Raw genomic sequence first — 16,217 nt, forward strand, 5'->3', positions numbered from 1 at the left:
CTGTACCCTTCTAGCTTTCGAAGATCGCCTTGAGGAAATCGCTGGTCCACTCAACCATGGCTTCGTCTTGGAGGTCTTTGCCGCCAACTCGCGCTGTCTTAGGTCGGGGTACCAGAATCTGCCACTGTTCGGTACCGGGAACCTGCTTGTGCAAAGAACCGGGGTACATTCTCGTAAGTCTCATCTGTTTGGAGTCTGGAAGATCGTTGACGGGATAGAAACGAACCTTAGGCCCCATCGCAACGATTTCTTTGATACCAGCAGCGCGAGCGCGCAGACGCAGGGAAGCGATACGGAAAAGGTTTTCAGTAGCTTCTGGCACTTCACCGTATCGGTCCACCAACTCTTCGTGTACCTCGGCAAGTTCCTCTTCGGTGAGTGCCTGGGCAATTTGCCGGTAGGCAGCCAAACGCAGACGTTCGGAGGAAACGTATTCGTGCGGTAAGTGGGCATTGACCGGTAGATCTACCTTGATTTCTGCCGGTGCGGCGTCGTCGTTCTCCCCGCGGAAATTAGCCACCGCTTCACCGACCAAGCGTAGGTAGAGGTCAAACCCCACGCCGGCAATATGACCGGATTGTTCGCCGCCGAGCAGGTTGCCTGCGCCGCGAATTTCAAGGTCTTTCATGGCAAGCTGCATGCCTGCGCCCAGTTCATTGTGGGTTGCCACAGCTTTGAGACGTTCGAGGGCGACTTCACCGAGCATTTTGTCTGAGGGATAGAGGAAGTAGGCATAAGCGCGTTCGCGCCCACGCCCCACTCGACCGCGCAACTGGTGAAGCTGCGAGAGACCGTAGTTTTGTGCCTGATCCACAATCAAGGTGTTGGCGTTAGAAATATCCAAGCCAGTTTCAACGATGGTGGTACAGACCAAAACATCGAACTTTCGTTCCCAGAAATCAACGATAATCTGCTCTAGTCGGGATTCACTCATCTTGCCGTGTGCCACCGCAATTCGAGCTTCGGGAACCAGCTGCTGCAACTCCCCCGCTACTCGTTCAATCGATGAAACACGGTTATGCACGAAGAAAACCTGGCCCTCGCGCATGAGTTCACGGCGAATCGCTGCAGAAATCTGCTTGTCGGTTCGAGCCCCCACATAGGTAAGAACCGGGTGGCGTTCCTCTGGGGGTGTAGCCAAGGTAGAGGTTTCGCGAATGCCGGTCAGCGACATTTCCAGGGTACGAGGAATCGGGGTAGCGGACATCGCGAGAACATCCACGTTAGTTCGCATTTGCTTGAGTTTTTCCTTGTGTTCAACGCCGAACCGCTGCTCTTCGTCAATAATAACCAGACCCAGGTCTTTGAACTGGGTGCTCTGCGAGAGAATACGGTGGGTGCCGATTACCACGTCTACCGAGCCGTTCTTAATACCTTCGAGTGTTTCTTCAGATTCTTTCTTTGTTTGGAAACGAGAGAGAACGCGCACGCGAACGGGGAACCCCGAAAAACGCTCATTGAAAGTTTCATAATGCTGCTGCGCCAGCAAAGTAGTGGGCACAAGCACCGCAACCTGCTTGCCATCTTGCACCGCTTTGAAAGCAGCGCGCACAGCAATTTCTGTTTTGCCATACCCAACATCGCCCGAGATGAGGCGGTCCATGGGAACTTCCCGTTCCATGTCCGCTTTAACATCATTGATGGCTGAGAGTTGGTCAGGTGTTTCGTTGTAAGGGAAGGCTTCTTCGAGCTCGTGCTGCCAGGGCGTATCCTGCCCGAAGGAGTGCCCGCGCGAGGCTTGCCTCGCCGAATATAGCTTGATGAGGTCAGCGGCAATCTCTTTGACTGCCTTGCGAGCGCGGGATTTGGTTTTCGCCCAGTCTGAGCCACCCATTTTTGAGAGAGTAGGGGCGTCGCCACCCACGTAATTTGAGACCTGGTCTAGCTGGTCGGTGGGCACAAACAGGCGATCTTTTGCCCCGCCTCGTTTTGACGCCGCATACTCCAAGACCAGGTACTCTTTCATTGGTTTAGGCTGACCGGGTTTAATGGTCGCACCGGCGATGGGGCGCTGGACTAGCTCAACGAACTGACCGATACCGTGTTGTTCATGTACTACAAAGTCACCGGTCTTGAGTGACATCGGATCCACCGCATTTTTACGACGACGCACAGGTAGCTTGGTGCTACGAGCATCGCGCGAGGTGTAGGCAGAGGATCTCCCCAAAATATCTGCTTCGGTGAAGAACGCAATTTTGGCGCTCTCCAGCACGAAACCTTTACCTGCTGAGGCTGTAGTCAACTCGATGATGCCCGGCTCAGGTTCGTTTTCCAAGGAGTCGACGCGGGCGGCGGGGATTTCGGCGTCCTGGAAAACTGTTAGCAACCGGGTTAAAGAACCAGGGCCGTCGGTTACAGCGATAACCTGCCAATTTTCGCGAACTTTGTTCTTCACCTCATCGAGCAATTCGCTAACGTTACCTGCGAATGCATGAGGTACTCGCGCATCTATGGTGAGCGAATCAACCCCGTCATCAATAGCATCGTCTACCCCCAGCGCGGTCATACCCCACCAGCCGAGGTTGCGGTCCAATGCCGTCTTCCGCACGTCCGCCACCGACCGGAACGCACCGGCGGCGAATCCTGCGGCGTTTTGTCCGAGATCAATAGGCGCGTTGGAATCGTCGGCAGCAGATTCCCATGCGGCTAGCAAAAACTCTTCGTTGGTTGCTACCAGATCAGCTGCACGAGTGCGTACTTTCTCGGGTTCTAGAACGATAGGAAGTGAACCTGCGGGCAGAATTTCCAGGAGCGTGACCATGTGTTCAACCAGAAGCGGAGTCAGCGATTCCATGCCTTCGGTATAAATGCCGCCGGCAATTTTTTCGAGCATGGCGGCAGCCCCAGGAAAGTCTCCTTTGAGTCGTGCTGCCCGGGACATCACATCGGGAGTAATAAGAAGTTCACGGCAGGGTGGTGCTGTGATTGAGTCGGGTTGCTCGCCCTGGTTGAGCGTGCGTTGATCCGCGACGGAGAACCACCGGATGTTTTCAATTTCATCACCGAAAAATTCAATACGCACCGGGTGATCTGCCACAGGAGAAAAGACATCCAAAATACCACCGCGCACGGCAAATTCGCCGCGTTTTGACACCAAGTCTACCCGCGAATATGCGGCGTTTGAGAGGTCTTTGACCACGGAATCAAAGTCCCGCTCCTGCCCTACTTTGAGCGTGACAGGTTCCATCAGTTCGAGACCGGAAACCATCGGCTGAATCACGGCTCGCACCGGCGAAATGATAATACTGGGAGCCTTGCCACTGGCAAGACGGCGCAGCACCGTCAGCCGCTGACCTACCGTATCGGTGCGCGGTGAAAGACGTTCGTGAGGCAGGGTTTCCCAGGCAGGGAAAAGCGCAATTTCCTCCGCAGGTAAGAAAGATTCGAGGGCAGCGGCAGTATCTTCGGCTTCCCGCTCGGTCGCCACCACCGCTAATACGGTGGAGTTAGTTTCCCCCGCCCGGCGAACCTTCTCAGCAATCTCAGCCAAGAGAACAGGGCGGATGCCGTCCACGGCACCAATCATGAGCTCGCTTGCTCGGGCAGCCAGCGGTTGCGCAGCTGCCTGAGAAACTCGGTCAAAACCTGGTTCGTGGGATAGAAGAGCGGTAAGACCCCGCAGACTCATAAATTGCTTCTTTCTAGCGAAGTATGCCTCAAAATGCTTGTTTATTATCCCATAGCCCGCGGAACAGATACAGAAAAAACGGGAACTTCTCACCTCTAGCGAAAGTAGAGAAAGCAGCGGATTCAGGTTCCGACACAGACGTTTTGAAACTTCATTCTTTAGTTGTGCTATGTCCCTATTTCATCCGGCAAATTCACTCATTTGGGGCGAATCTAAATAGCATAACCGCCTATCAAACTATCTTTTCGCCCCAAAGTATAACGGCATCATGCTTTTGTCCCCCATGTTCTCCATACAGCCCACAAACGCCGTATTCCACTCAAACACGCGCTCGAAAACTGCAACAATAAGGACTTAGCGCGCAACTTCCTTCGGGGAAATCGGCTTCGCAACCGAGTTCGGGGAAATCGGCTTCGCAACCGAGTTCGGGGAAATCGGTTTCGCAACCGAGAAGGAAAGTTCAGCGCTCTTCGCACTTATTGATTTATATGGGGGAATAATGACACGCGCCTTTCCGCGAAAAGCGTTTTCTATCGCAGGCTCTTTTATGATGCTTGGTGCTATTAGTGCACCCATCTCACCTGCAGGCGCAGTAGATAATGCTGCTCAATCATCTACTACCCAGTTCACTGCAGACGGCAAATCAAGTGCCACCGCTGCGGCGTCCTGCTTTGAAATTAAGAAAAACGATCCTGATTCCAAGTCAGGCTCATACTGGCTCTACACCCCTCAGATGGCGGCACCTGCACAGTTCTACTGCGATCAGGAAACTGACGGCGGCGGCTGGGTCATGATTGGTCGCGGACGCCAGGGCTGGAGCACGCAGAACAACGGCATCGGCAACCCAGATTCACTGGCAAGCAACCCCGATGGCACTGATGCCTTCAAACCGGTACAGCTTCCTTCCAACACCGTTGACGCGCTTCTGAATGGCAAAGCTCCCAGCGAGCTGTCTGCCGATGGTCTGCGCATCAAGCGCGCTAACAGCATTGATGGTTCAAAGAACCAAGAAATTCGTTTGCACCGCGATAACATTCAAGACTGGTCCTGGGAATTTACCCAGCCTGCCCACTACAGCAACCTCGTCATCAATGGCGCTGACAACACTGCGTATAAGGCAACCGACCCTTTCGACGGTCGCATCGCGTTGAACTCCACTAACTCAAATTTCAACATCTTCTTTGCAGGTTCAGCCGCTAACCAGTGGAACAACGGTTTTCTCTACGGTCCCCGTGTAACCGGTTCACCAGCAGCGGATTCATATCTCTGGGCGCCGACCGAAGGCGGCGGTTATGCTGCTCCCTTCTCGCAAATGTTCGTTCGCCCCGAAATCACCCAGCAGGATCTCAACCTTAGCCAAATCGGCGATCAGGGCACCGAAGCAAGCACCCGTCGCGCTCTTCCTAATAGCTACTCGGAAAAGGTTAAGTGGCGTACTAGCGACGAAACCGCATCGGGAAACACCAGCGAATTGCACACCTATGTTCAGGCTATCGAACAGGTTGGAAACACCGTTTTCACCGCCGGTGACTTCAAGTACGTTGAAAACGCTGATACCGGTGAAAAAGTTCAACAGTCCTACATCGCAGGTTACGACGTCAACACTGGCGAGCTAGTTCGCACATTTATGCCCACCTTCAACGGGCAGATTAAAGCTCTAGCTGCACTGCCCGGTGGAAAGCTGGTTGTGGGTGGCGAATTCACCCAGGTTAATGGTGAAGCTCATAACGGTATCGTCGTACTTGATCCTGCCACCGGTGCAATCGACCCTTCCTACAAGTGGAACCTGGAAAGCCGCAATGCTAACACCGACGTTAGCATTCGCTCTTTCGACGTACAGGGAAACTACCTTTACATCGGCGGCAAGTTCACCCATGTCAAGGGCAGCACCTCCGATACCTACGCCTACTCTAAGAATGCAGCACGTTTCACGCTCAACAACAAGAGCGTGGATTGGAACTGGCGCCCTAACTTCAACGGTTCGTTGACCGGCATTTCCGCTAACGAAGCTGGAACCGACGTCTACGCTTCAGGCTACTTCTCAACTGTGAACGGTGCGCCCGCATTCCGCCTAGCTGACCTCAACACCACTGATGGTAAGCTTGCGCGCGATTGGCAGTGGAAGTCTTCTCACGAGTCCACTAACCCCAGTGCCGGCTTCCAGCTCGATGTTAAAGCTGGTCAGGACACCGTTTGGGTAGGTGGCTCGGAGCATATTATTCACTCGTACAACCAAAATGATTTGCAGCGCGTGAGCTCTTCTATTACCCGCCAGGGTGGAGATTTCCAGGACATCTTGGTCAACAAGGGTACCGTCTACGGTTCATGCCACTGTGGAGACGCCATTTACCAGGGTGCAGATACCTGGGATTCACCGTTCGCTCAGGCAACCGATGTGCACCAGATTCGCCTCACCGCAGCTTTTGATGAGGAGACCGGTGAAGTTCTCTCTGACTTCAACCCGCAAATTTCTGGTAAGAGGGGTCACGGCATCTGGGAACAGTTTGTTGATTCCACCGGCACTCTTTGGGTAGGTGGAGATATCAACTCTTCATTGGGTCAGAAGGGCACGCAGAAAACTGTAGGATTTGCTCGATTTGCTCCTCGCGACATCGTAGCTCCTCCCACTCCCACCAATCTTCAGGTAAAGACCACCAACGGCAAGGATCGCTTGACTTGGTCTGGCGTTAACGACGCCGGTACTGTTTACCAGGTTTTGAAGAATGATCGCGTGATTGCTACCGTTCGTTCCACTCAGTTTGAGTTGGAACACGAAGACGGTGCACGCTACTTTGTCCGTGCAATGGATGCAGCTGGAAACTACTCCGCTTCAACCCCTGTCGCTACTGCAGCAAAGAGCGAACCGACTGCTCAGCCTACTCCGTCCACTACCGCAAGCCCCTCGGCACAGCCTTCTCAGAGCCCCACGGCGTCTCCCACCACTGCGCCTACGGCTACTGCGAAGCCCTCGCCGACTCCTACAACCGCACCTACAACCGCTAAACCCACCGTTGCCCCTACTCAGCAGCCTACGGCTCAGCCGGTAGTTACCGACCCTAAGCCTGTCGTCAAGCCTGAGATTATCGATGGTAACGAAACCGGGCAGAATCACACTGATCCCGCGTCACACACCAGCGTAGGTCAGAAGTAATTTAAGACCTGAGAGCATTGTGCGGAACGTGCCGATACCCTTTCGCTAGTTTTACTTCAGTGAGGTAAATGAGCCGCTCGTTGAAAAATCATTCATGATTTTTCAACGAGCGGCTCATAGCTTTTAAAGCAGAATCTGCCCGCGCATCTGTCATATAGAGCTGACAACTAAATCAATAGTGTTCTACAAAAAGCGCGGAAGCTGTTGATCAGCTCTAGTTGCCGTTCATGTCTTAAGCATTATTTACCGCTCAGTAACCTAAAATGACATTGTCTGTTGCTCCGTACAACCGTCGGCTCAAACATACACTTTCAATCTCTCGCATTTTCCCCATGAGGCTTTATGAAAATTTCACTACGTCAAAAAATGACGGCAGCTGCCCTAATCGCCTTGAGCGGCATCTCATTAGTAGCTCTTCCAGCACAAGCTCAGCCGGCTACGTCTCCCAAAGCGGATGGTTTGAGCAGCGCCACCGCTGCGGCGTCCTGCTATGAAATCAAGCAAAATGATCCCGCCTCAAAATCTGGATCTTACTGGCTTTATACGCCCCAGATGAGCGCTCCTGCCCAGTTTTACTGTGATCAGGAAACCAATGGTGGAGGCTGGGTTATGATCGGCCGCGGTCGTGAAGGGTGGACCGATACCTACGAGGGCAAGGGCAATGAAGCAGATATCGCGGCTAACCCCGATGGTACTGATGCCTTTTCACCCGTTCAGCTTAAATCCACTACCGTGGATGCCCTCCTGAATGGGCAAGCACCCAGCGCCCTAGACGACGGTGTTCGCTTTTACCGTGCCACCGATAAAGCGGGAACAAAATGGCAAAATTCTTACGCTCACCGTGACCAGATTCAGAATTGGTCGTGGGCGCTTTCTTCATGGGCTAACTGGTCCAATATCTCTTTCGATAACGGCCCTACTTCTCCCTGGAGCAAAACCTACCCTGGGACTATGGATCGTATTGCTCAGTACAGCTCTACGGTCAACACCATTCTTTTTGCTGGCAAAGCAGCTCAGAACTGGAATCTCGGTTTCGCGTTTGGTCCTAGTGTTTACGGTGAGAATAACGCAACCTCTTACATTTGGGGAGCTACTCCCACAGCTGGCAATGCTATTCCTTTCACGCAAGTCTTTCTGCGCCCTAAACTTACTCAGTCCGATCTGAAGTTTGCGGATATTGCAGATTCAGGTACTCCGGCAAATACCCAGCGTGCCCTGCCCAACAGTTATTCAGATAAGATGCGATGGCGTACTTCCAATGAAACTGGAACTGGCGTAGTGGGTGAGCACAACACCCTGGTACAAGCTTTCGGACAGGTCGGAAATACTGTGTTCGTTGGTGGCGACTTTAAGAATCTGGTGAGCGCTGACGGCGAAGTAGTGAATCAGCAATTCTTAGCTGGTTTTGATGTTAATACCGGTGAGTTGGTACGCGGTTTTACCCCTATCTTTAACGGGCAGATTAAAAACGTCATTGGTTTGCCCAACGGTAAGTTGGCAGTGGGCGGCGAATTTACCGAGGTCAACGGTAAGCCAGCAGCTGGGTTAGTGCTGCTTGATCCGGCAACAGGTGTCACTGACACCTCGTGGAACATCGGATTAGAAAACCGAAATACTGGCGGAGTCGTAGCAGTAAATACTCTTGATGTTCAAGGCAACTACCTCTATGTAGGTGGAACCTTTACGCATGCCCGCGGCAATACGTCATCAGTTGCTGCATATTCTAAGAACGCAACCCGGTTCCGCTTGGATAACGGCGGGGTGGACTGGAAGTGGCGTCCTTTGTTCAATGGAACGGTCAACGGTATTAATGCTTCGGCAGATGGCAAGCAAGTCTTTGCAGCCGGATATTTTTCTACGGTGGGCACGGAGTCAGCGTTTCGCCTCGCCTCGCTGAACACAGTGGATGCCAAGCTGACAGCGCAGTGGAACTGGAAGCCTAGCTTCGACGAGGCGCGTACACCAGAATGGAGCTATCAATTTGATGTTCAGGATGTCGGAGGATCAGTCTGGACCGGCGGAACAGAGCACCTGATTTCCCAATACACAAAAGATAATTTCACTCGTCTTTCTAGCTCCATCACCAAAGACGGCGGAGACTTCCAGGATTTGAGCTACCACAACGGAGTTGTTTTCGCAGGATGCCACTGCGGCGATGGTATGTACCAGGACGCAGACTCCTGGAAGAACGCCTGGAATCAAGCAACCAACGTGCAACAGATTCGTTTGATGGGTGCTTGGGATGCGGAAACAGGTAAATACCTCCCCCAGTTCAACCCGCAACTCAAAGGCTTTCATGGCAACGGCGTCTGGGAATCTTTCACTGATTCAAACGGTGTGTTGTGGGCAGGTGGCGATATCGCCACTTCACTCGGTGCTTATGGGGTGCAGAATACTGTAGGTTTTGCCCGATTTGCTCCTCGGGATTCAGCAGCTCCTATGGTTCCTACAAATCTTCAAGTTTCCGTTGATAACGCAACAGATAAATTGAGCTGGACAAAGAGTGCTGAAAGCGGTGTTGTCTACCAAATTATTCGAGATAACCGTGTGGTGGGCTCGACCTCTGAATCAACTTTCTCTCTGAATCATCAGGACGGCGCACGCTACTTTGTCCGTGCAATGGATAGTGCGGGGAACATCTCAGCTTCTACGCCAGTGGTTCTCTCTCCCGTTACACCGTCAACCCCAGCAACTCCTACTCCCGAGATAATTTCTCAAAAAGTCGTCTCTACCGGAGACCAGTGGCAGTACAAACTCGGTCTAGCTGCTTTAGATTCTTCGTGGAAGGACGTCGCGACGACTGAAACTGGGTGGAGTTCAGGTGTTTCGACGCTGGGCTGGGGTAGTTCTAACTTGGCTACCGTCATCGATCGCGGTGATAAATCACCTATAAGTGTCTATTTCCGTAAAGAAATTTCTGTGAATTCTTTGGAGGAAGTCAAGAAGTTTCAGATTAGTACCGTAGCCGACGATGGAGTGGTGGTTTACCTTAACGGGAAGGAAGTGGGGCGTAAGAATATCTCCGCTCAGCAACCTACTTTTACCACATATGCAAACACAGCGCCGTCGCAATCAAGTGCAACTGCCGCTCCTCTTGTAATCGACGTTTCGCCTAATCAACTGGTAGAAGGCTCCAACGTAATTGCGGTTGAAACACACGCGAATTGGCGCAACAGTCCCATTTCATTTGACACTCAAATAGCACTTGATAGAGAAGTGCGTAACCCACAATAGGGACAGCTTATTATCCCCAGGCAAGGGGCTGGTGCGGATACTCTTCGCCAGCCCCTCCACCCAAAATGCTGAATTTTGTAGTCCACATCTCCCACCACAACACATATATGGGTACAAATTGGTGAATGATTATCTGAGCCAACAAATCTAAAATTAGAACAGCTGATTATTTTCCCGGGAAATAATATTTGAGGAAAAAATCGCATCGCTCGCAAGCATAAAAATATTTTGATCTGAAAGACGCTCTCTTCTCATCAAGAGGGCTGAATCGCCACATCACTTTAGAGGCACATATGTACTTAACTCAATATCGCACGCAGAAAAAGCTGGTAGCCCCCGCTGTGCTGTCGGCATCCTTAGTAGCAACGCTCCTTTTAAGCGGCTGCTCCGACAATTCCACTGATTCGGCTCCTGCGGAATCTTCCTCCTCCGCGGCATCGTCGTCAGCATCCACCTCAAGTTCTACATCCTCACCCAGCGCCTCACAGAAGGCATCTCCTTCGGCAAATGCTGCCACCTCCAAAGCAGTGGAGACTAAAGAAAAAGCAGCGGAGAACAAAGAATCAGACTCTGCGGATGCTCCTTCAGAAAACTATGCCGGTGCTGAGGCTCTCTCTTCGGCAAAATCTACTGACCTCTCGAACGAGCAAGTCACTAAGACTCAAGACCTTTATTCTTCTTACGAAAAAGTACTCACTGCTGTAGGAACTGTAGAAGTTAAATCGGACAAGGAAAGCGACTCAGCGAGTAGCTCCAAGGAAGATAACACCAATACCCCGAACCTTGCTCTGGATGATAAAACAGTCTCCGACATTGAAAAGGTCTCCACCGGTAGCGCTAGCGATGAATTTTCTGCTAACGCCCTGGAATTTGGAACCAATGACTGGAAGCAGGAGGGGACCTCTAAAATCGTAGGTGAGCCCAAAGTTGCTGATTCCAAGTACAACGGTGCTCCCGCGAAGGTTCTTGAAGTTTGCATCGATTCATCCGATGTAAAGGTCAAAGACAGCGCTGGCAACACGCTGACCGACCCCAATACCCCCAAAAAATCACTCAACATCTTCACTCTTGTTGAAGATAACGGCAACTGGAAAATTGCCTCCCACGATTTTCCCAATAACCCGGATTGCTAAAGAATTATGAAAAAAATATCACTCGCACGCTCGGTAGCAGCCTCTGCAGCAGCATTCGCCTTGGGCGCTTCGCTGTTGCCGCTGACCGTAGCGCAGGCAGCACCCACCGTCGATGGTTCTTCCAGCGACAAAGCGGCAGCATCCTGCTATGAAATCAAGAAAAATGACCCTTCTTCAAAATCGGGCTCTTATTGGCTGTACACCCCTGCCATGGAAGCTCCTGAGCAGTTTTACTGCGACCAGGAAACTGACGGCGGCGGCTGGGTTCTGATTGGACGTGGCCGTGAGGGATGGAGTGAAGAATACGCCGGCAAGGGCAAGGCCGCTGACTTAGCATCTAACCCCGATGGCACCGATGCGTTCAAGCCTGTTCAGCTCCCCTCGGAGACAGTCAACGGCTTGCTTGATGGCAAGTCCCCCTCTGATCTCCAAGATGGCGTTCGTTTCAAGCGCGCTGCCAACTCTGATGGCTCTGCTTGGCAGGAAGTACGTGCGCACCGTGATCGCACTACCCGTTGGTCTTGGGCTCTTCAGGGCTATGCAAGCTGGTCCAATATCTCATTCGATAACCCCTCCGGGTACGATGCAGACGCTAATTATGCTTCCAGCATCGGTCGTGTAGGTAACTGGAATAACCGCATGAACGCTATGTCGTTCACTTCGACCGCAGACTTCAACTGGAACCTAGGTTTCAGCTACGGTGCTTACATGACCGGCACTAATTCTGCCAGCTCCTACTTGTGGACTCCTACCGGTCGCTCAGCTATGCCTTTCACCCAGGTTTATGTGCGCCCCACCTTGACCCAGGATGACGCAGGCTTCCAGGATATTCCTGATGCGGGTTGGGGTGCCGAGAAGCAAACCCAGCTTCCCAATAACTACTCCTCCACCATGAAGTGGCGCACTTCTAACGAATCCGGCACCGGTGCGACCTCCGAAATGAACACCCGTGTTCAGGCTATCTCTCAGGTGGGTAACACAGTCTTCACCGGCGGCGACTTCAAAAATGTTGTCAGTCGTAGCGGTGAAGTAGTTGAGCAGGCTTACCTCGCTGGGTTCGATGTTGATACCCAGGAATTGGTGCGCGGCTTCACCCCTACGTTCAACGGTCAGATTAAAGCTGTTGAGGGACTTTCTAACGGCAAACTTGCTGTAGGTGGCGAGTTCAACGAGGTCAATGGTGAGCCAGCGGCAGGATTTGTTGTACTTGATCCAGCAACCGGTCAAATCGATCATACTTTTGACTGGAAAGTTGAAAACAGACTGACCAGCGGTACTTCCGTCGTAAAAACCATTCAGGAAAAGAACGGTTACCTCTACATCGGTGGTTCCTTCACCCATGTCAAGGGTGCAACTTCGACAAACTTTGCTTACGCACGTAATGCATCACGTTTTGATATGAAGTCTGGTTCAGTGGACTGGAATTGGCGCCCCAACTTCAACGGTTCAGTCAACGGTATCTCTGCTGCGGACGACGGTAGCGCGGTCTACGCTGCAGGCTACTTCACCACCAACGGCACTGACTCTCAGTACAAGCTCGCTGCTTTGGACCCCACCACGGGTAAAAAGCAGAAGGACTGGAACTGGAAGCTTTCCTACACTAACCCTCTCACAGAAGGTAAGCAGGGTTTCCAGTTTGATGTTCAGACCGCTGGGGACACCGTATTTGCCGGTGGCGCTGAGCACCTTCTCGCTCAGTACCGCACTTCAGATATGAGCCGTCTCTCTTCATCCATCACTAAATCCGGTGGCGATTTCCAGGACATCTCCAAGAACGGCGACGTTATTTATGGAGCTTGCCACTGTGGTGACTGGGTCTATGAAGGCGGAGAAACCCACGACGGTCCGTGGAATGAGAACAAGAACATCGATATGATTCGCCTCATTGGCGCATTTGATGCGAAGACCGGTCAGGTTTTGCCTAAGTTCAACCCCAACATCGCCGGTGAAAAGGGTCATGGAATTTGGGAAAGCTTTACTGATTCCAAGGGTAACCTGTGGGTTGGCGGCGACATCACCAAGACCATGAGTGCTTCCGGCGTCCAAAATACCGTTGGTTTCGCTCGCTACGCCCCTGCAGACGTTACTCCCGCTGCAGCTCCTTCTAACCTTGCGGTTACTACCGTGGATGGCATAGATAAGTTGACGTGGAAGAGCAATACCTCTGCGGGTACTACTTACCAGGTTCTTCGCAACAACCGCGTCATTGCAACTGTGCCCAAGGGTCAAACCACTTTCGAAATTAAGAATACTGGTGATTCACGGTACTTCGTGCGCTCGGTTGATGATTCCGGTAACTACTCGGAAACTACTCCGGTTGCAGTAGCGACCGCAGCCGCAACTCCGACTGCTGAACCTACTACTCCAGCGCCTACTACCCCGGTACCTACAACAGAGCCTACTGTTGAGCCCACTACCCCGGCACCTACCACTCCCGCGCCCACTACTCCGGCTCCGGTAGTAGAGGACAAGGTGGCAGTTGCCTACGGTGATAACTGGAACTATCAGGTAAGCCCCTGGTTCATCAGCAATACATGGAAGAATTACGACACCACAGTACGTTCCTGGGGTAATGCCGCAACTCCAATGGGTTGGAATGTTCCAAGTCTGAAGACTCAGCTGAATAACACTCCATGGCGCCAGCCTTCCTCCATTTACCTTCGTAAAGAAATCACCATCAATAACCCGGCTGATTACCAGAACCTGGTTCTAAATTACCGTTCAGACGATGGCACTGTTCTCTACGTGAATGGTCAAGAAGTCAAGCGCGACAACATGGCGACTGGAACGATTACTCCTTTCTCACTTGCACGTAGCTCCAAAACCAACAATCAGGGAATCAATTCTCCTCTTGAAGTTAGCATTCCAGCTTCTTCATTGAAGCAGGGTAAGAACGTTATTGCTGTTTCAGTTCATGGCTACCGCCAGTCCAATGCTGGAGTGAGCTTTGATATGCAGGCAACTTTAAAGAAGTAAGGCTATAGCTTCATCAATATTTTATTGGTGAAATGCCAGGCGAAAACAGCGGGTCCAAAAGTTCTGACAAACTTTTGGACCCGCTGTTCTATAGTGATTTCTCTTTTCATCTGAGCACCCAATATAGGGTCGGAAGGTCAGAATAATTCTTCAGGATTCGCCACTTATTTGATGGTGATTACGTACCTAAGTGATGTAGACCGCTCAAAACAGCGCTTCGCTAGGCACATAATGCCCCACAAACTCGATTAAATGGAGTTGCTACCGGCTTTCTAACGTGCACATCGGTAGTATTTTGCATAACAATGGGTAATTTACGCCCATACATACTCGCTAACAATAAATACGACCGTATATAAAGGTTATTTCCTTTATCAACGGATCAACATGATGGGTCAAATACACTTGAGTTCGCACCTTAGATCTTCATCTCAGCCAACAGGATTTCGAGATACTCTTGCAGCTTTGGGAGCTGCACAGAAACCAGGGCATGGCGTTCCCGCCTATACCCGCTGGGTAAACCGTCGTTTTGCCCGTTACTTTGCAGCGGCAGCGGTCAAATTTGGAGTTACCCCCAACGGCGTCACCGCCATCAGCTCTGCCCTCTCACTCGTGGGCATCTTAGCGTTGATTTTTCTCGAACCTTCATTCTGGACAGCCCTGTTAGTCGCAGTTTTCTTTGCGTTGGGTTATGCCATGGACTCTGCCGACGGCCAGGTAGCCCGAGTCACCGGAGCATCATCTCCTGCAGGCGAATGGCTCGATCACGTGGTGGATTCCATCCGTACCCCTGCCCAGCATTTGGCAATCCTCGTCGGTTTCATCCGCTTCCAGGATCACTGGCCTGTACACGGCTGGGCTCTGTGGTGGCTTCCTATGGCTTTTGCTGTACTCACCGTTGGCCACTTCATGAGCCAGATTCTCGCGGAGCAGTTGCGCACCAAGCGCAAAACAGCTGCCCCTCCAGCCGGTGGAACCATGCGCTCCTTCATCAACCTACATATGGATGCCGGCACTTTCTGCTGGATCTTCATTTTCTGGGGATGGGGTTGGGGCTTCATCGTGGTCTACGGACTTCTATTCCTGGCTAACTTCGCAACTACAGCGCTCTCAATGCGCCGTAAATTTATTTCACTCTCGCAGCCCGCCCAGGAGGCATAAACATGACTACATCTCAGGTTTCAGCAGTTATTGCAACTATTGGTTCGCGCCCTGAGCTCTTGCGCACCGCCGTCCGCTCCATCTTTGAGCAGGACTACGCAGGTCCCATCGAGGTCATTGTTGTTTTTGACCATGTGGAAATCGATTCGCTCTCCGATTTAGAGATTCCTTCGAACCGCACTTTGAAGACCGTTCTGAACAACGGTCCGCAAGGTCTTGCAGGTGGTCGCAATACTGGTATCTCCACCGCAACCGGTGAATTCATCGGTTTCTGCGACGACGACGATTACTGGTACCCCACCAAAATTCGCAAGCAAATCGAGCTATGGGAAAAGACCCCTGAAGCTTCAGCCATTTCTTCCGGTATTACCGTGCGCTCAGGTGGGCAAGATATTGAACGCCTTGCACCCGCTACCGCAACTTTTGATGACTTCTTGATTTCCCGCATTACCGAGATTCACCCTTCAGCAATGCTTTACCGTCGTGAAGATCTGCTGACTTCTGGCAAAATTGGCCCCGTAGATGAAGATCTTCCGGCGGCTTACGGTGAAGACTACGACTTGTTGTTGCGCGCCACCCGGTTCGGTCCGGTAGCTTCCGTTCCCGAGGCACTCATTTTGGTACTGTGGGATCGCCCCTCCTTCTTTGCCGGTAAATGGCAGTCAATGATTGACGGTCTAACCTACATGTTGCGCAAGTTTCCTGAATTCGAACGTCACCCCAAGGGCGTTGCTCGCATCGCGGGTCAGATTGCGTTTGCGTATGCGGCTTTGGGCAATCGCGAAATGGCTAAGGCGTACGCTAAATCTACCCTCCGTCGCAACCCTGCGCAGTTGCGCGGATGGGCAGCCTATGTTGTTTCCACCGGCGTTATCAAGCCACAGACCCTTCTCGATCTGGTCAACAAAACCGGTCGCGGTCTTTAAGGCGTCTA

7 protein-coding genes are annotated in these 16,217 nt (G+C 52.0%); 6 read left to right on the forward strand and 1 reads right to left on the reverse strand.

Annotated elements, in window-relative coordinates; translation table 11 throughout:
- Positions 1 to 10: 10 nt before the first annotated feature.
- The gene (gene mfd, locus IDM48_RS08580) at positions 11 to 3,628 is read right to left on the reverse strand and encodes a transcription-repair coupling factor (RefSeq protein WP_190616944.1); all 3,618 of its coding nucleotides are present in this window, start codon (positions 3,626 to 3,628) and stop codon (positions 11 to 13) included.
- Between the two features lie 499 nt (positions 3,629 to 4,127).
- On the opposite strand from mfd, the gene IDM48_RS08585 reads away from it, so the two are divergent.
- From IDM48_RS08585 to IDM48_RS08610, 6 genes are all read left to right on the forward strand, one after another.
- Positions 4,128 to 6,779 (forward strand): fibrinogen-like YCDxxxxGGGW domain-containing protein, encoded by a 2,652-nt coding sequence (locus IDM48_RS08585; RefSeq protein ID WP_190616946.1) that lies wholly within the window; start codon positions 4,128 to 4,130, stop codon positions 6,777 to 6,779.
- Positions 6,780 to 7,121: 342 nt separating this feature from the next.
- Positions 7,122 to 10,013 carry a fibrinogen-like YCDxxxxGGGW domain-containing protein gene (locus IDM48_RS08590; protein WP_190616947.1) on the forward strand — a complete coding sequence of 964 codons (2,892 nt, stop codon included), beginning with the start codon at positions 7,122 to 7,124 and terminating at the stop codon, positions 10,011 to 10,013.
- 293 nt (positions 10,014 to 10,306) lie between these two features.
- Positions 10,307 to 11,146 carry a hypothetical protein gene (locus IDM48_RS08595; RefSeq protein WP_190616950.1) on the forward strand — a complete coding sequence of 280 codons (840 nt, stop codon included), beginning with the start codon at positions 10,307 to 10,309 and terminating at the stop codon, positions 11,144 to 11,146.
- A gap of 6 nt (positions 11,147 to 11,152) precedes the next feature.
- Positions 11,153 to 14,122: a fibrinogen-like YCDxxxxGGGW domain-containing protein gene (locus IDM48_RS08600; RefSeq protein WP_190616951.1), complete on the forward strand. Its 2,970-nt coding sequence runs from the start codon at positions 11,153 to 11,155 to the stop codon at positions 14,120 to 14,122.
- A 390-nt stretch (positions 14,123 to 14,512) separates the two neighbouring features.
- On the forward strand, positions 14,513 to 15,283 hold the full coding sequence (locus tag IDM48_RS08605) for a CDP-alcohol phosphatidyltransferase family protein (protein WP_068172763.1): 771 nt from the start codon (positions 14,513 to 14,515) through the stop codon (positions 15,281 to 15,283).
- A 2-nt stretch (positions 15,284 to 15,285) separates the two neighbouring features.
- Entirely contained in the window at positions 15,286 to 16,209 is a 924-nt protein-coding gene (locus IDM48_RS08610; RefSeq protein ID WP_068172736.1) for a glycosyltransferase family 2 protein, read from the forward strand.
- Positions 16,210 to 16,217: the final 8 nt, after the last annotated feature.

The organism is Rothia amarae (assembly GCF_014705945.2).
Lineage (GTDB): Bacteria > Actinomycetota > Actinomycetes > Actinomycetales > Micrococcaceae > Rothia > Rothia amarae.